Origin of the sequence: Arthrobacter alpinus (assembly GCF_001294625.1) — a bacterium.
In the GTDB taxonomy this organism is placed as follows: domain Bacteria; phylum Actinomycetota; class Actinomycetes; order Actinomycetales; family Micrococcaceae; genus Specibacter; species Specibacter alpinus_A.
Genome location: NZ_CP012677.1, coordinates 3785851 through 3806361 on the forward strand (window position 1 = coordinate 3785851; position 20511 = coordinate 3806361).

Annotated in this window: 14 protein-coding genes and 3 pseudogenes; 5 read left to right on the plus strand and 12 right to left on the minus strand. The window is 59.4% G+C overall.

Annotated elements, in window-relative coordinates; translation table 11 throughout:
- The first annotated feature begins 98 nt into the window (after positions 1–98).
- Positions 99–3166: pseudogene (locus tag AOC05_RS17330) on the plus strand (Tn3 family transposase).
- Between the two features lie 229 nt (positions 3167–3395).
- Here AOC05_RS17330 and AOC05_RS17335 read toward each other — a convergent pair.
- The 3 genes from AOC05_RS17335 to AOC05_RS17345 are packed head-to-tail and all read right to left on the minus strand — an operon-like array spanning position 3396 to position 6446.
- Positions 3396–4826: an MFS transporter gene (locus AOC05_RS17335; RefSeq protein WP_062008715.1), complete on the minus strand. Its 1431-nt coding sequence runs from the start codon at positions 4824–4826 to the stop codon at positions 3396–3398.
- A gap of 46 nt (positions 4827–4872) precedes the next feature.
- On the minus strand, positions 4873–5502 hold the full coding sequence (locus AOC05_RS17340) for a class I SAM-dependent methyltransferase (protein ID WP_062008717.1): 630 nt from the start codon (positions 5500–5502) through the stop codon (positions 4873–4875).
- Complete coding sequence (locus AOC05_RS17345; RefSeq protein WP_062008719.1) at positions 5499–6446, minus strand: NAD(P)/FAD-dependent oxidoreductase; 948 nt, start codon at positions 6444–6446, stop codon at positions 5499–5501. Before AOC05_RS17345 ends, AOC05_RS17340 begins: the two co-directional genes overlap by 4 nt.
- Before the next feature lie 69 nt (positions 6447–6515).
- On the opposite strand from AOC05_RS17345, the gene AOC05_RS17350 reads away from it, so the two are divergent.
- Positions 6516–7085: a helix-turn-helix domain-containing protein gene (locus AOC05_RS17350; RefSeq protein ID WP_062008721.1), complete on the plus strand. Its 570-nt coding sequence runs from the start codon at positions 6516–6518 to the stop codon at positions 7083–7085.
- Positions 7086–7343: 258 nt separating this feature from the next.
- Here the strand turns inward: AOC05_RS17350 and AOC05_RS17355 are convergent, their stop codons facing one another.
- From AOC05_RS17355 to AOC05_RS17365, 3 genes are all read right to left on the minus strand, one after another.
- Positions 7344–7925 carry a recombinase family protein gene (locus tag AOC05_RS17355; protein WP_062008723.1) on the minus strand — a complete coding sequence of 194 codons (582 nt, stop codon included), beginning with the start codon at positions 7923–7925 and terminating at the stop codon, positions 7344–7346.
- Positions 7926–9016: 1091 nt separating this feature from the next.
- Complete coding sequence (locus AOC05_RS17360) at positions 9017–9670, minus strand: ABC transporter ATP-binding protein (RefSeq protein WP_062008726.1); 654 nt, start codon at positions 9668–9670, stop codon at positions 9017–9019.
- A 12-nt stretch (positions 9671–9682) separates the two neighbouring features.
- Positions 9683–11704 carry a hypothetical protein gene (locus tag AOC05_RS17365; RefSeq protein ID WP_197277850.1) on the minus strand — a complete coding sequence of 674 codons (2022 nt, stop codon included), beginning with the start codon at positions 11702–11704 and terminating at the stop codon, positions 9683–9685.
- 678 nt (positions 11705–12382) lie between these two features.
- Here AOC05_RS17365 and AOC05_RS17370 point away from each other — a divergent pair.
- Together AOC05_RS17370 and AOC05_RS17375 are read left to right on the plus strand one after the other, a co-directional pair.
- A complete protein-coding gene (locus AOC05_RS17370) occupies positions 12383–13414 on the plus strand; it encodes a PDDEXK nuclease domain-containing protein (protein WP_062008730.1) in 1032 nt (343 codons plus the stop codon).
- Between the two features lie 210 nt (positions 13415–13624).
- Complete coding sequence (locus AOC05_RS17375; RefSeq protein WP_231687238.1) at positions 13625–14143, plus strand: recombinase family protein; 519 nt, start codon at positions 13625–13627, stop codon at positions 14141–14143.
- A gap of 33 nt (positions 14144–14176) precedes the next feature.
- Here the strand turns inward: AOC05_RS17375 and AOC05_RS17380 are convergent, their stop codons facing one another.
- From AOC05_RS17380 to AOC05_RS17405, 6 genes and pseudogenes are all read right to left on the minus strand, one after another.
- Positions 14177–14407, minus strand: coding sequence for a plasmid partition protein ParG (locus AOC05_RS17380; RefSeq protein WP_082358060.1), 231 nt, complete (start codon positions 14405–14407; stop codon positions 14177–14179).
- A 12-nt stretch (positions 14408–14419) separates the two neighbouring features.
- The gene (gene parA, locus AOC05_RS17385) at positions 14420–15052 is read right to left on the minus strand and encodes a ParA family partition ATPase (protein ID WP_062008736.1); all 633 of its coding nucleotides are present in this window, start codon (positions 15050–15052) and stop codon (positions 14420–14422) included.
- A 367-nt stretch (positions 15053–15419) separates the two neighbouring features.
- A complete protein-coding gene (locus AOC05_RS17390) occupies positions 15420–16001 on the minus strand; it encodes a recombinase family protein (protein ID WP_062008738.1) in 582 nt (193 codons plus the stop codon).
- Between the two features lie 337 nt (positions 16002–16338).
- Positions 16339–16677 (minus strand): hypothetical protein, encoded by a 339-nt coding sequence (locus tag AOC05_RS17395; protein WP_186760485.1) that lies wholly within the window; start codon positions 16675–16677, stop codon positions 16339–16341.
- A gap of 5 nt (positions 16678–16682) precedes the next feature.
- On the minus strand, positions 16683–17279 hold the full coding sequence (locus AOC05_RS19600) for a hypothetical protein (protein ID WP_157375018.1): 597 nt from the start codon (positions 17277–17279) through the stop codon (positions 16683–16685).
- 296 nt (positions 17280–17575) lie between these two features.
- Positions 17576–19762, minus strand: a pseudogene (locus tag AOC05_RS17405) (Tn3 family transposase); the annotation flags it as partial.
- Positions 19763–19822: 60 nt separating this feature from the next.
- On the opposite strand from AOC05_RS17405, the pseudogene AOC05_RS17410 reads away from it, so the two are divergent.
- A pseudogene (locus AOC05_RS17410) lies at positions 19823–20218 on the plus strand (DUF4158 domain-containing protein); the annotation flags it as partial.
- Positions 20219–20511 lie beyond the last annotated feature (293 nt).

Sequence of the window (20511 nt, forward strand, 5' to 3'; positions counted from 1 at the left end):
GGCCCAGATTAGGGCTGGGCGCCCAAGATCGGGGTCTTGGTAGTAATGGGGACGGATTGATCGCTAAGCCCTGCGAGGGCGCGAGGTAGCGTGGTGATATGTCGACTGATCAATATTTGACTGATGAGCAAGCGGTGGTGTTCGGGCGGTTCGTAGGCGACCCATCTCAGGCGGAGCTGGAGCAGTTCTTCTATCTCGACGCGGCTGACATGGAAGGGATTGCTGAGCGCCGCGGTGAGCATAATCGGCTCGGTTTTGCGCTTCAGGTTGGGACAGTACGGTTCTTGGGCGCTTTCCTGTCGGATCCGCTGGATGTTCCGTGGTCCGTGGTGGAATATTTGGCGGCACAGCTGGGAATCAATGATCCGTCGGTGATCAAGCGGTACCCCGAGCGCGTTGCGACTCCGAACACTCATGCGCGGGAGATCCGCCGCCTCTATGGCTACGGGGACTTTACCGGAGCTGTGGTCGAGGATCTGAGCGAGTTCGTTTACTCGCGTGCCTGGACGCATGGTGAGGGGCCGAAGGCGTTGTTCGCCCATGCGGTGGCCTGGTTGCGTCGGAAACGGGTACTCCTTCCTGGCGTGACGAGACTGCTGAAGTCGGTTCAGGCTGCTCGTGAACGTGCAGTATCGGAGCTGTACGAGCGACTGGCTGGGCAGCAATGGTCGCGGATCCTGGGTTGCCGGGACGTTTGCTTGGATTGCTGGCCGTTGATGAGGGTGCCCGTGGATCCAGGTTAGAAGTGTTACGTGCAGGGCCTGTGAGGTTGTCCGGGCCTGCCTTGAACAGGGCCCTGACGCGGGTCGAGCAAGTCAGTGCCCTGGGGATTGGCGCGGTGGAGACTTCAGGAATGCCGGCATCCCGGTTACGGGCGCTGACACGGTATGGGGTGGAAGCAAAGGCGCAGTCGCTGCGCCGACTGGCGGAACCGCGCCGCACGGCCACGTTGGTTGCGACAGTGGAAGCGTTGTCAGTGGCGGCGGTCGATGATGCGTTGGACTTATTCGATGCACTGATGGCGTCGAAGGTATTGGGCCCCTCGAAGAGGGCGGCGGTAGCGGCACGGTTGGAGACACCGCCGGAACTGGAGAAGGCCTCGGCTGTTCTTGCCCGTGTCGGCCGTGAATTGGTTTCTCTGCTGGAGGAAGCGGGCGAGCAAGTGGATGTAGCGAGGGTATGGGCCCGGCTGGAGAAGGTCGCCGCAAGGGATCAGATCACGCAGTACGCCGACACGGTCGGTGCTCTGATCCCGGACGCCTCGGGACTGGAGGGCGCGATGCGTGTGCAGGTGGTCCGCCGATACCGGACGGTTGCCCCGTTTCTGGGGTTGTTGGCTACCGTGTTGCCGCTGCGGGCAACGGTTATAGGACAGCCTGTGCTTGATGCTCTGTCTGGATTGGAAGCCCTGCGTGGTCGCCGTCAGCTTCACAAGGACGACGTTACCGAGGCCTTGGTGCCGGCTGCCTGGCGCGCGGCGGTGTTCGGTCGCGAGGGGGTAGAAGTTGACCGCGAAGCATGGGTTCTGTGCGTGTTGGAGCAGCTACGCGTTTGCCTGCGCCGTCGGGACGTGTTCGCCACACCATCGACCCGGTGGGGCGACCCACGCGCCCAGCTGCTCGACGGTGAGCAGTGGGAACAGGTACGCGATCGGGCGCTGACCAGCTTGGGTCTGGAAGGGCCAGCTGCTGAACACCTGAACGATCGTGTTGAGGTACTGGATTCGGCATGGAGGCGCTTGACGGCAAGCCTGGAGGAAGCGGGCCCGAACGGTTCAGTACGGGTGGAACCCTCAAGTACGGACGGGCGCACACGTTTGAAGGTTGACCGTCTGGATGCCTTGGAGATCCCGGACTCACTGCGGGAACTCCGTGGCCAGGTCGCCTCGATGCTGCCACGGGTGGATCTTCCCGAGCTGCTGCTGGAGGTTCATTCCTGGACCGGGTTCCTCGACGCCTACACCCACATCGGGCAGTCCAAGGCCCGCATGGATGATCTGCCGCGTTCGGTTGCGGCGTTGCTGGTCGCAGAGGCCTGCAACGTTGGCTTGACACCCGTGGTTGCCGAGGGGCACCCGTCTCTGACGCGCGCCCGGCTCGGACACGTAGACGCCAACTACCTGCGCAGCGAGACCCACGCGGCCGCGAATGCGGTCCTGATCAAGGCCCAAGGCGAGATCCCTGTCGCCCAGGCGTGGGGCGGTGGCCTGTTGGCCTCCATCGATGGTCTGCGGTTCGTGGTCCCGGTACGCACGATCAACGCTGCCCCGAACCCGAAGTATTTCGGCCAAGGACGCGGGCTAACGTGGTTCAACGCGGTCAACGATCAGGTGGCCGGCATCGGAGCCACTGTCGTGCCCGGCACCGTGCGTGATTCGCTCTACGTGCTGGACACGATACTGAACCTCGACGGCGGTCTCCGACCGGAAACGATCACCTCGGACACGGCTTCCTACTCCGATATGGTTTTCGGGATCTTCGCCCTTCTGGGCTACCGGTTCTCGCCACGGATCGCCAATCTCTCCGACCAGCGTCTCTGGCGCGCAACCCCGCGTGGCACCGAGGACGCTGATTACGGGTCACTGAACGATGTCGCCCGGAACCGGGTCAACTTAGCCAGGATCCTCGCACACTGGGATGACATGACCCGCGTCGCTGCGTCTCTGGCGACAGGGACGGTGCGCGCCTACGACTTGTTACGCATGCTCTCGCGTGATGGCAGCCCGTCCCCACTGGGTGCTGCGATCACCGAATATGGGCGCATGGACAAGACCATCCACCTGCTCGCCCTCATCGACCCACTCGAGGAAACTTACCGGCGAACGACCCATACGCAGCAGACCGTTCAGGAATCACGCCACCGCCTGGCACGGGCGATCTTCCACGGGCGGCGCGGGCAGATCTACCAGCGCTACCGTGAAGGCCAGGAAGACCAGCTCGGTGCACTCGGCCTGGTCCTGAACGCCATCGTGCTCTGGAACACCCGCGATACCGATGCCTCCATCAATACACTGCGCGAGGCCGGCAACCTCGTGGACGACGCCGATATCGCCCGGCTATCCCCGCTCGGCGATCAACACATCAACATGCTCGGCCGCTACGCCTTCACCACCACCACACCAAGCGGGCTCCGCCCCCTGCGTATCTCTCCTGATAGTGCTGACTGAACCATAGGTAGCGGGGTCTGATACTGGAATGGACCAACGCTGCTCTGAACGTAACCAGTCCCGCAAGGGGGGCCAACCCTCTGCGGGAAAGTGTTACTGCTTCACTAGGGCTGCGATTTGGCGTCACTCGCGAGCTTTGATTTGGCGATTCGCTGACGGCTTTTGGTGGGAGTTCGATGGAGGGGCGCCCTCACGACCAGCGGGGCTTGGGGGTGCGAGGTTGTGTTCGTTACAGTGCTCTATTCCGTGGGAGGGCAATGGCCCCCACGAGTGCGGCGACGAAGAGCCCGCTGGCGACGATGAACGCCGCCTGGTAGCCCCCGATCAGGTCTGTAGGATCCATCTTAGAACCGTGGATCGCCGTGGTGTAGATCGTGTTGAGCAGAGCGACACCTAGTGCGCCGCCAAGTTGTTGGGCTGTGTTGAGGATGGCGCTGGCGATTCCCGTGTCCTCGGCCGCGATCCCGTTGAGGGCCGCGGTGTTCATCGGCACGAACACGAGGCCGAGACCGACGCCCATGAGAACCTCTGGAACGAGGGTGCCGCCTCCCCAGCCAAGAGATCCGTCGATGGTTGTTAGTAACAGAAGGCCAGCGGTCGAGAGCACCATGCCGCTGATGATCAGCGGGCGTGGGCCAGTGCGCGGCAGCAGTCTAGACGCGATTTGTGCGACGATGATGAGGCTGACCGAGAATGGCAGAATCGATAGTCCGGCTTGGAAAGGCGTATAGCCGAGGTTGAGTTGCAGGTAGTAGGTCAGGAAGAAGAACATGCCGAACATGCCTGCACCGATCAGGAAAGCGATCAGGAACGCGATGCCTCTGGTGCGGTCCCCCATAATACGCAGGGGGAGCATTGGCGCTGCGCTTTTGGTCTGCCACCAGAGGAAGAGCGCCAGGAGCGTGACGGAACCGATAAGCAGTATCATCGTGCTCGGAGCCGTCCAGCCGCCGTTTGAATCCGCGGCCAGCGTGAATCCGGCGACGAGTCCGACCGAACCTGCCGTGGCGAGCACGGCACCGAGGGCATCGAACCGGCGGTTCTTAGCGTGCACACGACTTTCTTGAATAGCGGGCAGAGCGGCTATCGCCGTGAAAGCCGCGATGGGCACATTGACGTACAGGCACCAGCGCCAATCGAAGTATTCCGTGAGAAACCCGCCCAGGAGCAGGCCGATCGCTCCTCCGGTTCCTTGAACAGAGGCATACACGCCGAAAGCTTTTGCCCGTTCGCGCCCGTCAGTAAAGGTAACGGCGAGCAGTGCAAGTCCTGCCGGGGCGAGAAAGGCAGCGAACACGCCCTGGAGCGCACGCGATGTGAAGAGAACCTCGCCACTCCACACGGCCCCGCCCAGGGCTGAGGCAAGTGCGAAACCGATGAGTCCAATGATCATGACGCGCTTGCGCCCGAAGGTATCGGCGATGCGGCCACCGAGCAGCAGCAGTCCGCCGAAGGTAAGGGCATAGGCCGTGAGGGCCCAGTGACGATTCGCGTCGGTGATGCCAAGAGCGTTTTGTGCCTGAGGTAAGGCAATGTTCATGATCGAGGCGTCGAGAACGACCATGAGGGTAGCGAGTGAGATCACCCCCAGGGCGATCCAACGTCGCGGATCGGGCCGGTCGATGCGGGTGGTTATCGCTGTGAGGGGCGTCGGGTTCACTGTTTTCCTTGGATTGGTAGGACGGGGTGGTGCTCTGGCTGCGCGGTCACGTTATGCGCCGAACAGCAATAATGTTCTCGAGCACGGTTGCGGTTTCGCCGTCAGGTCCCGCTGCGAGGCGGGAAGAAACTGCTGTTTCAATAGAGGTCCAGCTCTGGTCTAGTTCCAGGGTCGCCAGCGTCTCCTGCGGAGTGGGGAAAACTTGGCCATGCTGGTTCCAAGACCAAGGCGCCACGGATGCGTGGTCAACGATCAGCAGTAGGCCCGACGGTGATACGAGGTCCGCCATTCGGTGCAGTACTGCCGCGCGGTCGATTTCTAGCGGGGTGTGGAAGTAGCTTGCTGTGACGAGATCGAAGGTGCCCGTAGGTGTTTCTAGACCTAAGTCAGTGACGATGGCCGTGACTCGCCCGCTAAGGTTTGCCTCGTAGGCACGCGCTGTGGTCCTGGCGACGGCGGTCGCTGACACATCGACTGCGGTGACGTGCCATCCCTGTCCCGCCAACCACAGGGCGTCTGCGCCATGTCCGCATCCAAGGTCAAGAGCCCTTCCTGGCATGCCCGCTTCCGAAGCGACGACACGTTTGAGTGCGGCATTCGGGTTCGGGGCCCAGCTAGCATCCATCCCCGCGTAGTGTGTCTCCCAAAAGTCCTTGGAAGGACTATGGTCACTCATTCGTTCACCTCGGCCATGGCAGTGACTGCTACTTGGATGTCTTCGAGGATGAGCTCGTGGTTGAGCATGCCACCGGCGAGAGCGCCAGCGCCGATGGTTACGGACACGCCGGCGTTCGCATCGACCACGTTACCGACGGCCCACACACCTGGCACGCTGGTGCGCCCGGCCGCATCAACTGTGGCAAAAGAGCCCCACGGGAACTCGGTACGGTCCGCACCGAGTTTACGAAGTGGTTCGTCGCGAGGTGCGAAGCGGGGTGCTGTGAAAATCGCATCGAGAGAAATATGCGCTCCGCTGGTAAGCTCCACCCCGGTGAGCTGTCCATTGGATGAAAGGACGCGGGCGACTGCACCACTGACGACCTCGATGCCGCGTGCTGCCAGTCCGGACCCAGCCTCGACTGTGGGAACGCCAACTTCGTTTTCCAAGTAAACGATCTGCGGTGACCACTGTCGGAGCAGTTGGGCTTGAAAGGTACTACCAGGGCCGGTGGCGAGGATGCCGATCCGGCCGTCACCGACTTCGTAACCATCGCAGTACGGGCAGACCGCTACCCCGCTGCCCCATAGTTCGCCCAGGCCTTCGATCTCGGGAAGCTGATCCTCAAGGCCTGTAGCGATGATCAGGGCACGGGCAGTGAACGTCTCACCATCACTGCACTCGACTGAAAATCCGCCATTGACAGCCGTAGTCGCAACCACTGCGCCCGAGCGCACGACTCCGCCATAGCGTGCGACCTCCTCACGGCCTTCGGCGAGCAACTGCAGCGGTGGTTTTCCATCGTGCCCCAAGACAGCGTGCATGTGACTCGAGACGCGATTGCGGGGACTGCTGGAATCGATGACAAGCACGCGTCGCCGCGCCCGGACCAGTGTAAGAGCAGCGCTCAGCCCGCCGCTGCCGCCGCCAATAATTATGACTTCCCAATTTTCGTTGTTCATTTATCTATCCTGACCGGCACTGGCATATACTGCAATACAACTTGCAGTATCCGCAAAACGGAGGTTGATATGGCCGAGGACGTTGAACGCATCATGACCGGGATCGCACCCACGTTGCGAGACCTTCGGACCAAACGCAGAATCAGCTTGACCGAGGTGGCCGGACACCTCAATGTCAGCGTGAGCACCATGTCACGCCTAGAGTCGGGTGAGAGGGCTCCCACTCTTGATCTACTCATCCCGCTCGCTCGCCTCTACGGAGTCGCCCTCGATGACATCGTGAAGGCACCGCCCACGGGAGATCCTCGAATCCGTCCGCACCCCGTAAAGCGCCACGGAATGATCTACATCCCCCTCACGAAATCCGGGGGCCCAATGCAAGCCTTCAAAATGATCCTTCCCGGTGGCAAGCATCCAGCAGCAACCGCACAAACGCACGACGGCTATGAATGGTTGTACGTCCTCTCCGGCACCCTTGACCTGCAATTAGGAAACACCCACACCGCGATGGACGTCGGAGAAGCAGCAGAGTTCGACACAAGAACACCCCACCTCATCTCCAGCGCCAATGAACAACCAGTCGAACTCCTCGGCCTGTTCAGTCCTCAAGGAGAACGAATCCACATCACGGGACCATGAGGCTTCGGCTCACCTTGCCCCGACTCGGGGCGTGACAACAGCGCATCGCTAGACGTCTCGCATCACTAATGTCATTTTCAGGACTCGGCTGCACACGCTCCCACGGAATTCCGGGGGTTGTGCAGACGACTCTTGACATTAAAATTTCAGAAGTGCCCTGCACGAAACGGCGTTCTGCTCAATAGTCCCCTGCACGAAACGTGTCTTTTCAGCCCTGGGGCATCGTGGAGGATCGGTACGAAAGTTTGCGCTCAGGAATTATGAGGGGTCGCCTGCTCGTTTGATGGCACGGTAGACGGTGGAACGGGCTACGCCGAAAAGTTCGGCAATCTCAACGGTGGTGTGTGTTCCCGCCCGGTGAACAGAGACCAGGTGTGTTTCCTGTGCCTTGGAGAGCTTGGGCTGTTTTCCCCGCAGCTTGCCCTTTGCCTTGGCGACGGCCATGCCCTCACGGGTTCGCGCACGGATCAGGTCTGCCTCAAATTCGGCCACCATGGCCAGAACATTGAAAAGGAGCCTGCCCACGGGATCGGTGGGGTCATGGACGGAACCACCGATACTGAGCTTGACCTCGCGACGGGTGAGTTCATCAACGATGTCCTTTGCATCGCGCAGCGACCGGGCCAGACGGTCGAGCTTGGTCACCACGAGGGTATCCCCGCCCCGGCAGGCTGCCAGTGCTTGCCCAAGCCCAGGACGGGCCCTGTTGGCACCGGTGAGGCCCTGGTCGGTGAAAGTTTGCTCCTGTGACACCCCCAGGGCAAGCAAGGCATTCTTTTGGGCGGTGAGGTCTTGGTCATTGGTGGATACGCGCGCGTATCCAATCAGGAGTCCAGTCATGGTTTTTGAGTGTATCGTTTAGCCCCCCATCACCGGGCATTAAGTCGGGCACCTTATCCGGGAATCTGGCTGCTGCGGAACAACGCTGTTTCGAAAATTTCCAGAACTCGTCTGCACACGCCCCGGTGAGGGACCGGCTTGCGGGACGAATCTCGCTATCTATATGGGACACCCAATGAGGAACGGTATGGCTCTTGGCGAGATCAAGGTTTGGCGGAATTGGATTCGCTGTTCTCGCTGCCAGCGACTCACCGGCTCTGTTGGCGAATGGACACTTCGGCTACGCTAATTGCCATGCAACCCTTACCACCGCACGAGGCCACTGCTGATATGGACTTGAGTCTTCGAGCCACGTGGCGGGACCAGTATCGCTTAGGGATTTTTGGGCTCACGACACTGCTGATCGTACTGACAGGGTGCACCAGCCCTCAACCCGCCCCAGTCACATCCCAACCTGTCAGCTCGGCCTCATCGTCACCCATCCGAGTTGCCGCCTTGCCAGAGGCCAAAACGACCGTTGACTGTGCCATGTCTCGTCCCCAAAAGGACTCTTTCCCAATCCAAGCGGACGATCTGGCGCTTGGCCCCTTGTTGTATCCAGGAATCCTCGATGGGTATAATTCACCGCGCTCGGATGCGGTGGATGGGATCACCTTTGCCAAGATCGGGACTCACCTCTCGCCAGATGCGACAGTGACAGTATCCATAACCCCGGAAGCAAGTAGCTGGGCCAGTATCGTCACTGAAAACGGTCCGCCAGCCGGCTACCTGTCCGTGACGTACAAAAGCTGCCCCTCCTCCCAGCATGCCGCGGGCTCCTGGTGGGTCGGCGGATTCGCACTCAGGAACGAAACTTCTGGATGCTTACCCCTCAACGCGCAGGTTGAAGGAGAAACTTCTATCCGCAGGGTCACCATTTCCTTCTGGGATAAGACGTGCGGCTCATAGTTCCACCGACGGACTGTTCCGCCTGCCGTTCCTGATGCGAGACATTACCTTTCGGTGCATTTACTCGGTTAGGGCCTGAGCGCATGCGGGACTGGATGTGTTGAGATTTTTATCTAGCGGAAGTGTTTTTCACTAAGCAGGTATTAGACCATCGAGGCAAGCGCGTCGAGGGTCAGTTGGGTGTCGCATCGTTCTTCGACGTGGTCGCTGTGGGTGGCTATGAGGATTGCGGCTCCCTTGTCGGCCATATGGCGCAGGGTGGTGATGACCATTTCTGTGTTGCCCTCATCGAGGGCACCGGTGGGCTCATCAGCCAAGATTAGACCCGGTTTCTTGACTAGGAGCCGGGCGAGAGCGACTCGCTGTTGCTCGCCGCCGCTGAGCTCGTAGACTCGGTCTTTTGCCCGGCCGTCGAGTCCCACATGCTCAAGTGCCTGCTGGTATATGGCCTGTTGTTGTGCTCGGTTGAGGCCGCGCAGTTGTCCGCCTGCCACAGCGAGGTTGGCTTGAATGCTGGCATTGTCAATGAGGGCATAGTTCTGAAAGAGGTATCCGAGGGTGTCTCGTCGGAAGATCCGGCGCTGCCCGGCTCTGAATGCAGTGGCGTCGGCGCCGTCGACGAGGATCTTCCCTGCTGTGAGGGGTTCCAACAGGCCTAGGCAGTTCAAAAGCGTGGACTTGCCAGAGCCACTGGGGCCACGGATGGCCATCATTTCCCCGTTATTGACGGTCAGTTCCAATCCCTCCCAGAGGGTGCGTTGACCAATGGCTTTGGTCAGGCCGTGTGCTGTGATCATGTGATGGCTCCTTTAGGCGTCCGCTGAATGTGAGCGAATGAGCGAGGTCTTGTAGCCGCGCAGGGCGAGCAGGGTGAAAGTGATGCTGACAAGGGCGATACCGGCAGCGATGGCGGGCGCCCACTCCATGAGAGCAGGGATATCCACTGGCACCGGCGCTCCTCCGTCTGCAATCTTCTTCGCAAGTGCCCCGGCGTGCCTGGCGGGGATACTCAGTCCGTAGAGAACGAGGCCGATGCCGGCAACGGCCTCAACCGTGAGAAGGACCTTGTTCACCCGCCACGATCGCCAGCCATGAATAAAACTGGTGAAGATCCTTTGGGCGTTTTTACGGGTGTAAATGATCGCTACGCCTAGGGATGTGACCATCAGAACGGCGATGGCGGCAATGGTGCTGAAGAGGTGGTTTCGGAGCGCGGATGCGTCTTTTTGAAAGACGATGCTGGCATCGAGTGCTGCTGGATGAAAGCCGGTCACGAAGGCTGGCGCCCCTGCCGTGTCGGCTCCGGAGATGATACGTGCAGGGTCTGTAAATAGCATCGCGCCACTCATCGCGTAGGCATAGTAGTCAGGTTCCGTGATCCAACCGCCACCGGAGGGGATGGTTACCAGGACGGCGCCGGGAACTTCGGTATCGGCGAGGATGCCGCTGTTTGAACCGAAGGCGTTGATGGCCTGGTTGTTGGCTATCATCACGGTTTCTGTAAACGGACGGTCCGCACCAATGGCACCGGCGATCACCGCGGTAATTTCGGTGAGTTCTCCTTGGAGTGTTTCGGGTACCAGCAGCCGGACCGTGTTCGAGGGCTGTATCCGTTGTCCTTGGGCATCCAGGATCGTTTCGCGCTCAAGGTAGCTGGAATTGACGAATACGACGGGTGGCCCCGGGGCTGGGGCGACCTTGCTATTTGGATCGTAGGGACGCATTTCCGCAAATGGTCTCATGAAGGCCAGAACCGCTTGGCCGTCGGCGTCGGCCTGCTTGGCAACGTGGGCGAAGGTTGCTGACTGCTGTGCGAATTCTTCCATTGACAAGTAGCTGGCGAATTGGAGTTGGTTGAGGTCGCTATTGGAGGCCCACACAGCTTTGCTCGCTTGCTGGCCCAGCACCTGACCGCCCAGGGCGAGCGTTGCTGAGAGAATACCCACCGCCAATAGTGACGCGGCAATTCGTACCGTATAGATCGAGACAAAGATGGACTTACTCGGTATGAGCCCCTTGACGGCCGCAATGAGAGGAACCCTCCCGGCCAACACCAGCACTGCCGTATGAGTCAGCAGTGCTGTCAGTGCCAGAGTAGCGGCCACCAGCAGTGCAACCATCCCGAACTGGGCAAGCTGATGAAGCGAGTTATAAACAAACAAGCCGATGGCAGTCAGCAAGGCAACCCCCACGTACAGGGGTAGTGCGAATCGTCCCAAGGCAAGCAAGTCCCGGCTCAAAACTTCAGCGAAGGAACTGCCTTGCAGCCGCTGGATGGCATAGCTTCTGGCATTGAGGATCACCCCAGCTCCGGAGCTCACCACAACAATCAAAGCTAGAATCAGGAAACTTGCGCCAAGGCCGGAGGTGGCCAGGAACCATTGAAACACTTCCCCAGGACTGGCAGTGGTTGAAGTGACGTCAAGCCCCATCGCTTCCAGCCCCACCGTCAGCGCGTGTTCCACATCTGCGGTATTGGCTCCAAAGAGAACATATCGGCCGCGAACATCCATCGAGGCGATCTTTTCCCAAGGAAGCACCGTGGTCGTCATGGAACGCGCAAAATCCGGGTAGCCCTTCGCCAGCCATGTCGCCGAAGCTGCAGAGCCATCCCCCACCTCCAGATAGAGGTTGCGGCGGGTGGCTGGGTTTTGCAGATCGGGAACCATGCGAGCAATGTTGGCGTGTTGCGCCTGTGCCGTCGCCTGGATCAAGGCCGTTGCCGTCTGTGTGTCGATGTCCTTGGCCGAACCGGGGCCACCCACCATCGGGGTATTCACCGACAAGTAGCTAGTGGCCCCTTGCACGCCAATATCATCCGCCGCAGACATGAACCCGAAAGCCAGGATCACAGCAAAAACAGCAATAACGCAGTGAACAAACTTTACAATCCTGTGAATCATCAATCCCCATCATTGCTAACTCATCACCTGGATCCAAGCGATGCCACAACATCAAGCAAGCTGCCCGAGCATCAAGGCAACGGGACACGACGGCATGCCAGGACGTCTCCATGCCTCGCTGTCAAGGCAAACATTTCAATCAGCATAGCCACGGAACTAAAGACCATTGGGACCGTCGAAGTATTTAGCCATCAAGTAGTGTCCCCGATCTGGGCCCCAGTCCTAGCACGCATCCCGCACACATGAAAAACCATCATCCGCTGACCGCCCAAGCACAACAATTCCACAGACACCCTTCACCTATCCGGGACGGTTCACCCCCCGACTTCTCAGCGAATGATCGCGAGGATCGGGATGCACCATTTTCACGAAATTTCGCTGAGCTGGTTGTTGGGAAAAACAAATTGTTACGGCATCACTACGCTGACTCGTCATCGCCTATCTCATCGCACAACAGGACTCTGCCAGTAACTCGTCTCGGTAGAGGTTCCCCAGTGGGCATGACGCGGCTGGCCTCCACGCCTAGAAGTTTGACTGCCAGAACATACTGGAGGGGGGTGGGAATAAGTGAATGTTTGGTCGAGAGGCGTTGGGTAGTCTTGATTGATGACATCCGGCGACCTTTCCCCTCTTCCCGACGACTATGCCCAGGTGCTGGCTTCGTTGAAGGATCGGGTCCGTGAAGCAAGGATTACTGCCCAGCGCAGAGTCAATACGGAACTCATTAGCCTGTACTGGGGCATTGGGCAGCAAATACTTGCGCATCAAGACAACCAAGGATGGGGTGCCGGCGTCATCCGCCGTTTGGCTGAGGACCTACGCACCGAGTTTCCGCTGATGAAGGGTTTTTCCCAACGCAACCTGCAGTACATGCGGACCATGGCCAGCGCTTGGGGACCTGAGTCAAATGTGCCACAGCTTGTGGCGCAATTGCCGTGGGGACACATCCGCACCATTCTTGACAAGGCAGAAACCCCTCAAGCGCGTGATTGGTATGCCGCCGCCACCGTGGAATTCGGATGGTCCCGCAATGTCCTGCTGAACATGATGATGAACCGGTCCATGGAACGCACGGGGACCGCGCCGTCTAACTTCACGCAGCATTTGGCTGCCGCGGACTCGGAACTGGCACAACAAGTGGCCAAGGACCCTTATGCCTTTGAGTTTCTGGGGCTATCGGGCGAGGTGGCAGAAAGAGACCTGGAACAGGCGCTCATGGACCGTATCGTGGAGACACTGCGGGAATTGGGCCCAGGCTTCGCCTTTGTTGGCCGCCAAGTTCATATGGAAGTGGACGGAGACGACTTTTACATTGATCTCTTGTTCTTCCATGTCGAGCAGCTGCGTTACTTCGTCATCGAACTAAAAACGGGGAAGTTCCAACCCGAATTCGCTGGGAAGCTGAATTTTTATGTCGCGTTGGTCGATGACAAACTACGACGCCAAGCTCACGCGCCGACAGTCGGAATTCTCATCTGCGGTAGCAAGAACGATCACACCGTTCGATACGCCCTTGGACGTTCCACCTCGCCCATGGCTGTGGCCGCTTACACCTATGATCAGCTCACCACCGAGGATCGTGCGATACTCCCACCAGAGGAACAGCTCACCGCGGCCCTCGATACCCTCCCGGAGTGAGCAATCCTGAGCACGGGGACAAAACACCCGGCTAGAAACCCTGTTGGTATATAACCAGCGATAAAGAGCGAAGCCTCGACTGTCCCGCAGGAGGTTCCACATACGGACACGTCAGGGCTGTGCAGACGAGTACTGAAATTCGCGCAGGCGACTCTTGAAAATGACAGCTACGCGAGGGTATCGAGCACAAAGCAGGACCTAGGGCGACAGCTGGCCGCGCTAGAGGCCGAAGGCATCCCAACTGAACTAATCCACGTCGATAAGAAGTCTGGGGCCACTACGGACCGCCCTGGGCTTACGGCGGCGCTAGCTCACGCCAGGGCCGGGGATGTCATCGTGGTGCACACACTGGACAGGCTGGGCCGGACGGTACGAGACACCCTGAACATGATTCACGAACTGGACCAGCGCGGCGTAGGTGTCCGCAACCTGGCGGACCCTATCCGGGTTGACTCATCCAATCCAGCGGACCCCATGAGCCAGCTCGCCGTTGTCATGCTGGCCCTGTTCGGACAGATGGAGCGCACTTATGCTGTCGAACGCGCAGCACATGCGCGTTCTGTTGCGGCAGCTGCCGGTAAGAGGACGGGAAGGCCTTCCGTAGTGGCTCCCGACAGCCTGGAACACGCTGTCTTGCTACGGGACAACGGAGCTACCATGGGCGAAATTGTCACCAAAACTAAACTGTCTAGATCAACCCTTTATCGACACTTGCCGCCGCGCCAGTAGCCTACTCATTCACTCAAAAGATCAAATGAGTTTTTACTCATTAGGCAGTGAGTCAATGTAATCGGTAAGAAACTCCTTGATGCTCTGCCCCTTTCGTGCCGCATTGATCTTTAGTTTGGTGTGCTTGCTTTCGGGTACCTCGAAGTTGACCCGGCGTGAGACTTCTTTGCTCGTGTCGTCTTTCAGGCTTTCCAGAAGCTTGGCTTTTGCGGCATTAGTGACGCTGGGGCGGCCGGTGCTCATCCCCGAGAATTTTGAACTCATTTACTCATTACCTCATTTACTCATCAGGCTGAGAATTTCATTCGTCAGCTCTAAGACTTCTTTGGCACCTTCGGACTTGGGGAAGTCTTCCAGGATTGTGGAGCCCGTGGCTGCGGTGCCAGGGTAATCGACCCTTTGGTGGATCTTGGTTTCCAGAACTGGCAGTTCGTAGCCAGCCAAGATGCCCGAGATTTCCTTTCCTATGTTGGTTCCCGTAATGGCCCTCGAAACCACAAACACCGCTTGGAGTTTGCCGTCTGTAATCTCGATGCGCTGCTTGACCAGTTCAACCAGATCGGAGGTGGCCCAAATGTCATAGGGGGAGGGTTGAACGGGAATGAGGATAAAGTCAGATGCCTTGATAGCCGATACGGCCAAATCAGCCGCCTGGGGTGCCCCGTCGATGATGACGAAATCCACGGGAGCAATGCTCTTTAGGTCTCGCTCGATGGTGGGCCGGTCCATGCCGACAACTGAGAGTGGATGGTCATCACGGACGGCAGCCCAGTCACGGGCACTGCCCTGTGGGTCGGAGTCGATCAGGAGGACAGTGTGGCCGGTCAAGCGGAGCGCGGTTGCGAGATGCGTGGCCAGTGTTGTTTTACCGGCTCCGCCCTTTTGGTTTAAAACGGCTATGACTTTCATGGGTCTCCAATGTGTACGAGTAAAAACTCAAATGAAGCTTTGATGCTTTACTCATTTGAGTATGTCATGAGTAAATGAGTAAAGCAAGGGCATTGGTACCTGTCCCGCTAGCCCAAAATTTTGCACTCATTCACAAGCCACCTCCGTTAGCGTGAATTTACGGGCGGATCTTCCTCAGACCCCAGTTCGTTGTCGGCTCCTCGCCATAGCATTGAAGGATGAGTACATATATTGAGCGAGACAGCGAGAATGGTGCCGAATCTTCCGTTTCCGGACGCGCTTGCGAGGCTTGCACCTTTGACGAGTCGGGGTCTGGCCTGCAGAGGAACAGTGGTTGGCGCTAAGGAATCTGTTTGGGCGGCATAGTTCAGGTGTTGTTGGTGGGCAGGTGGCGGTAAATGGATGCCCGGGAGACTCCCAGGGCTTTGGCGATCTGGGTGGGGCTTTCCCCGTTGGCATGTCTGGCTTGGGCTGCTGCGAGGGTGTCGGCATCTATGACGGTGGGGCGACCTCCAGTGCGCCCTTGGGCGCGGGCTGCGGCGAGGCCGGCCATGGTGCGTTCGCGGATCATGTCGCGTTCAAGTTCGGCGAACGCGGCCATCATAACGAAGAAGAATTTCCCTTCCCCCGTCGGACTGTAGGTTCCTGTCAGGGTTCCGGTGAGAATGCGCAGGCCGACCCCTTGGTCGTGGAGACCGTCGGCCATGGTGAGCACTTCCTTCACCGACCGGCCGAGGCGGTCCAATTTCCATACGCACAGGGTGTCTGTCGGACGGAGATGATCGAGCGCTTCCACGAGTCCAGGGCGGGCGGTGGCGCGGCTGGAGATCTTGTCTTCAAAGATCCGTCCGCAGCCCGCCGCTTGAAGGGCGTCGCGTTGGAGCTGGGAGTCTTGCCCGTTGGTGGAGACGCGGGCGTAGCCGATGAGGTTGAAATGCTGGGTTGCCATGAGTCAACTGTCGCACAACCGTCTCACAACACGACTGTCCGCATGGAGTGTTGTGAGACGGGTTGTGGACGACTTTGGGTCGGCGCGCCACTGAGACCCTGGACCGTCTCAGAATCGGTCGTTACCGGACGAAGCGCAGAAGGCTTGCGGAATTGGCGAATGCAACCTCCGTCGCTGGCGCCCTGTCCATCGGTTTGATTCAGCGGTGACGACAATGCCGGCCATCCCGGACAAAAGTGACCTGGCGCGTCTTTCTACTTTCCAGCGGGACCGTATCCGCTTAACACAAGAACCCGCAGAATGGATGCTCTGCGGGTTCTTGCTGGATGGTCCTTCTTTAGTCCGTGGGCGGAAGCGGCTCTTCTTTGCCTTTGACCGCGAGTTGCCAATAGTCAAGGTCAATGACGTTGTTTGGCAGTTCCCGCTCCAGGCAAACCTTTAGTCGGCTTGCTTCCCTGAAATGCCGGTTCAAGAATTCCAAAGATGGCCAGCCTTCGGATGGATCGTAGTTGTTATCAAAGTCCGCCTGCCAAGAACTGAGAGCATCTTTCAGTTCCTCTGACAGATCCCAATCGTTTGATTCAGTACCAGCGACATCTGCATCGCTCCACAGCGGGAACCCGGCGCCCATGGAATATTCAGCCATCAAACGAACTCTTACGGGTGGTGTATTCATGTTCACTACCTACAATTTCCCGCGGGGTACGACGTAATCACGATCTTGTTATTTGACGAGATAATGATCGTTGGCGAAAGCGTCGCCTTGTCCCCGTTGTTGTGATTAATCATGTTGATCGGGGTTGTATAGCAAACTTTCTCGAACCCTGCCCCATAGATTGCTGACGGGGAACTTAAGGCCGCCTTCGTCACGTAGGCCATGAAGTCATCCCACGAAGATCCACCACCGAAACGATTGATCAGATCCTGCCAATTATTCTTGTGTTGGGCACTGATGTGGTTGTACCCACTAGTCGTTGCCTTGCCACACTGCAAGGCAACATTGCCTTGATACTTCGAGGGCCAAGTAGTGATGACATGGAAGGGGTCATTGGGATTGTTACACGACAGCCAATCGAACGGGTTCAGCAGTCTAGGTTGGATGGTACCTGGTTTCGGGACGAAGCCGATCCCTGAAACATACTTGCTGCCGTCTGGAAATTGGGCTTCCCAGTCAGGGGACGCTGACGCGGGTGTGCTCGTGGTCGCTTGATTTGACGGTTCGGACGGTTCGGACGGTGCGGCGTTGGCGGCGATACCGCCACTGAGGGTGAGCCCCATGGATACTGCAGCGATAGCAGCAAAGGACAGTAAGTGCTTTCGAATTTTTTCATTGCTTCCCCAGATTGTTTGCTTTGAAACTCGAGTTCGACGAGATGATGTCGATCCTATTGGAAGCAGGAGAGCTCCGCTCGCGACAACGAAAGCTCGGCGTGTTGGTCGCCCGACAGAACACGCCGAGCTCTTCATCATGGTGACGGCCGTCAGTGCAGCAATATTGGGCCAGGCAAATACCGGCCACTACAGCGCTCGGTAAACCTTAGCGTCGGATATTTCAATCTTTTACTAGCCACCCTCTATTCGTCGTCGGTTGATGTCGCCGGGTCACGCAGTGGCCGGAGGTGGTCATCGAAGGGGGTGGTGAAGGCGTATCGGCCGTGGACATTGATGTGTGCGTCCCCAAGCGGAGAAAGCCGCGCCACGTCGGCGTCATCCACGGGATGTCCCTGCTCCCGCAGGGCGGTCAGTGCCGCGTCAATGTAACGGGTGTTCCACAGGATGACCGCGTTCAAAACGAGCCCGAGGGCGCCGAGCTGGTCCTCCTGGCCCTCACGGTATCGCTGACGTAGTTCCCCGCGCTGGCCATAGAAGATTTTCCGGGCCATGCGGTGGCGGGATTCCTGAACGGTGAGCTGCACGTGGATCGATCGGCGGTAGCTCTCATCGTCCGGGTCATACATGGCCAGCAGATGCAGGGTCTTGGCGGTACGACCATAGTCGGCGAAGGCTGCCCCGAGCGGGGTGGGGTTGCCGTCGCGCCCCAGCATCCGCAACAGGTCGTAGCCGGCGACTGAACCGCTGTGTAGGGACCCCACAACGCGCAGCATGTCCGCCCATTGCGCCCGAATGCGCTCGGCGGAGAGCTTGTTCGTGGCGACGGCGTTCAGGGAACCATAATCGGCGGCCTGCCTGCCGGGAAGAGTGAGGCGCCAGAGACGCTGGTCGGGCATGTCGGCCAGACGCGGGCTGAACTGGTAGCCGAGCAGGCGGAAGAGCCCGAACACGATGTCGGAGTAGGAGGCGGTATCCGTCGCGATCATCTGCGGTGCGGGTCCGCCGTCACGGTTGAGGATCACGTCCAGGACATGCAAGGAGTCACGCATCGTGCCGGTCACTACTACGGCCCCTATGCCGGAGACCTGGTCGTTGATGGCGTTGAGCCAGGTCACGCCACGGCCCTGGCCGAAATAGTGGGGATTTGGGCCGGCGTCCAGGGTGCGGACCGGGACAACGAATCGCAACCCGTCGACGGAGGCGACCAAGCCACCGCCCCATGCCCGGGCCGTTGGAACACCGGCCTGGGCAGCAATCAGGCGGGCATTGGCGGCGGTGAGGGTGTCGCTGCGCAGGTAGTTCTGTGCCACATGTGAGAGCCGGCGACGGCTTAGGGCCGGATGCCCGTGCTTGATCACCGGCGCGAACCCTAGGTTGCAGCCTTCAGCGATTAGTACCGCGGCCATCGAGGTGGCCAGATCGGCGAGTCTGGAACCGGAAGACTGCCCCGTCATACCCATGTGGGTGAAGTCGTTCAAATAGCCGGTCCATGCGTTCACTTCCAGTAGCACGTCAGGAAGATCCACCCGGGGCAGCATTCGTTCGACGGTGTCCCGCAACGCGGTCAGCGTGTCCGGTTCCGGCACCGCTTCCAGCCGCGGCTGATGGATTCGTGTGCGCCCATCGGGGCCCTTTTCCAAACGAAGAGGGGCAGTGCCCAAAGCTACTTCGGCCGGGCGGATCCGGGCGGCCAGACCCGTGTAGGCCGAATCGAGCCGGGCTGCAAGGTCGCTGAGATGGGCGTCAACGGGGTCCTGTAATCGCAGTGCAGTAAGAACATCAGGGCGGGCCCGTTCCCACGCCTCACCGTCGAGAAGGCGGGCCCTCGGGTCGCCCCACCGGACAGAATCAACGGCGTACACATCCCGGCGACGTAACGCCCGATGCAACGCCTCCAGTACGCACAGCGTGTACGCCCGGTGATCTACCAGTTCTTCCGGCGATTCCGGGCTGGGAAACACCAGTCGCCGCCACGACCCGACCACAACCTCGTCCACGAGCTCTGCCCGGGTCACCCGCTTGCGTCCAACCAGGCTCCCCAAGCCCCTCACCGCGTTCAAAAGCGCAGTGCCTGCCGGCGTTGCGTCCAACGGCAGGACCTCAGCGATCACCGCCACAAAGGGGCGGACGGTGGCGTATCGCTTCACCAGTTCCGCCTGCCCCTGGTCCGCGTCGTCCCCTGCGTCTGGTGCCAGTTCCTCAATGGTCGCAACCGCGGCCATCAGCCGTTCCCGAGATATGGCCGCTTGCAATCGGGTCCAAGCCTCTGCCGGGTCCAACCCCAAGCCTTGGTCCTCGACGCATTCAAGGATGACCTTTGCCGCCGCCGCCAAGGTCACCGACGCCCGCCTCAAGTGGGGCAGGGATCGCATCCGGTCCTTGGCTGATGCACGCACAGCGGGCCCGATGAGCTTGGTCGCCATCAGAACGGGGTCTTGGTAGTAACGGGGACGTATTGAGCGCTAAGCCTTGCGAGGTAGCGTGGTGATATGCCGACTGATCAATATTTGACTGAGGAACAAGCGGTGGTGTTCGGGCGGTTCGTAGGCGAACCATCTCAGGCGGAGCTGGAGCAGTTCTTCTATCTCGACGCGGCTGACCTGGGAAGGATTGCTGAGCGCCGCGGTGACCATAACCGGCTCGGTTTCGCGCTTCACGTTGGGACAGTGCGGTTCCTGGGTGCTTTCTTGTCGGATCCGCTAGATGTTCCGTGGTCCGTGGTGGAATATTTGGCGACACAGCTCCGAATCGCTGATCCGTCGGTGATCAAGCGGTACCCCGAGCGCGTTGCGACTCCGAACGCTCATGCGCGGGAGATCCGCCGGTTCTATGGCTACGGGGACTTCACGGGAACTGCGGTCGAGGACCTGAGCGAGTTCGTTTACGGCCTTGGGGACCAGCGGTACAGTGGTTGGCGCTAAGGCCGACTACACACAAAACACTACTTCCAGGCTCTGACATTCAATTACCCTGGCAAATTCATAACCACCACCAGTTGACCCACGACATAGGCGAGCTGACTGCCTGACACCACTTGCAACCCTGCCCCGCAGCTGCTCAGGCAAATATGTCCACACCAAAACCACGGCACCAGATGAGGCACACACAAAAAGCTGCGCAAGATCCCGAACAACTGCTTAAGGGGAGTGGAGGAATACTACAGGCACCTCGATCCTGA

Coding starts and splice junctions, on each gene's coding strand:
- AOC05_RS17340 (WP_062008717.1), bottom strand. CDS start 5,502: ATGAGTGACCATAGTCCTTCCAAGGACTTTTGGGAGACACACTACGCG.
- AOC05_RS17345 (WP_062008719.1), bottom strand. CDS start 6,446: ATGAACAACGAAAATTGGGAAGTCATAATTATTGGCGGCGGCAGCGGC.
- AOC05_RS17350 (WP_062008721.1), top strand. CDS start 6,516: ATGGCCGAGGACGTTGAACGCATCATGACCGGGATCGCACCCACGTTG.
- AOC05_RS17355 (WP_062008723.1), bottom strand. CDS start 7,925: ATGACTGGACTCCTGATTGGATACGCGCGCGTATCCACCAATGACCAA.
- AOC05_RS17360 (WP_062008726.1), bottom strand. CDS start 9,670: ATGATCACAGCACACGGCCTGACCAAAGCCATTGGTCAACGCACCCTC.
- AOC05_RS17365 (WP_197277850.1), bottom strand. CDS start 11,704: ATGTCTGCGGCGGATGATATTGGCGTGCAAGGGGCCACTAGCTACTTG.
- AOC05_RS17370 (WP_062008730.1), top strand. CDS start 12,383: ATGACATCCGGCGACCTTTCCCCTCTTCCCGACGACTATGCCCAGGTG.
- AOC05_RS17380 (WP_082358060.1), bottom strand. CDS start 14,407: ATGAGTTCAAAATTCTCGGGGATGAGCACCGGCCGCCCCAGCGTCACT.
- parA (WP_062008736.1), bottom strand. CDS start 15,052: ATGAAAGTCATAGCCGTTTTAAACCAAAAGGGCGGAGCCGGTAAAACA.
- AOC05_RS17390 (WP_062008738.1), bottom strand. CDS start 16,001: ATGGCAACCCAGCATTTCAACCTCATCGGCTACGCCCGCGTCTCCACC.
- AOC05_RS17395 (WP_186760485.1), bottom strand. CDS start 16,677: ATGAATACACCACCCGTAAGAGTTCGTTTGATGGCTGAATATTCCATG.
- AOC05_RS19600 (WP_157375018.1), bottom strand. CDS start 17,279: ATGGGGCTCACCCTCAGTGGCGGTATCGCCGCCAACGCCGCACCGTCC.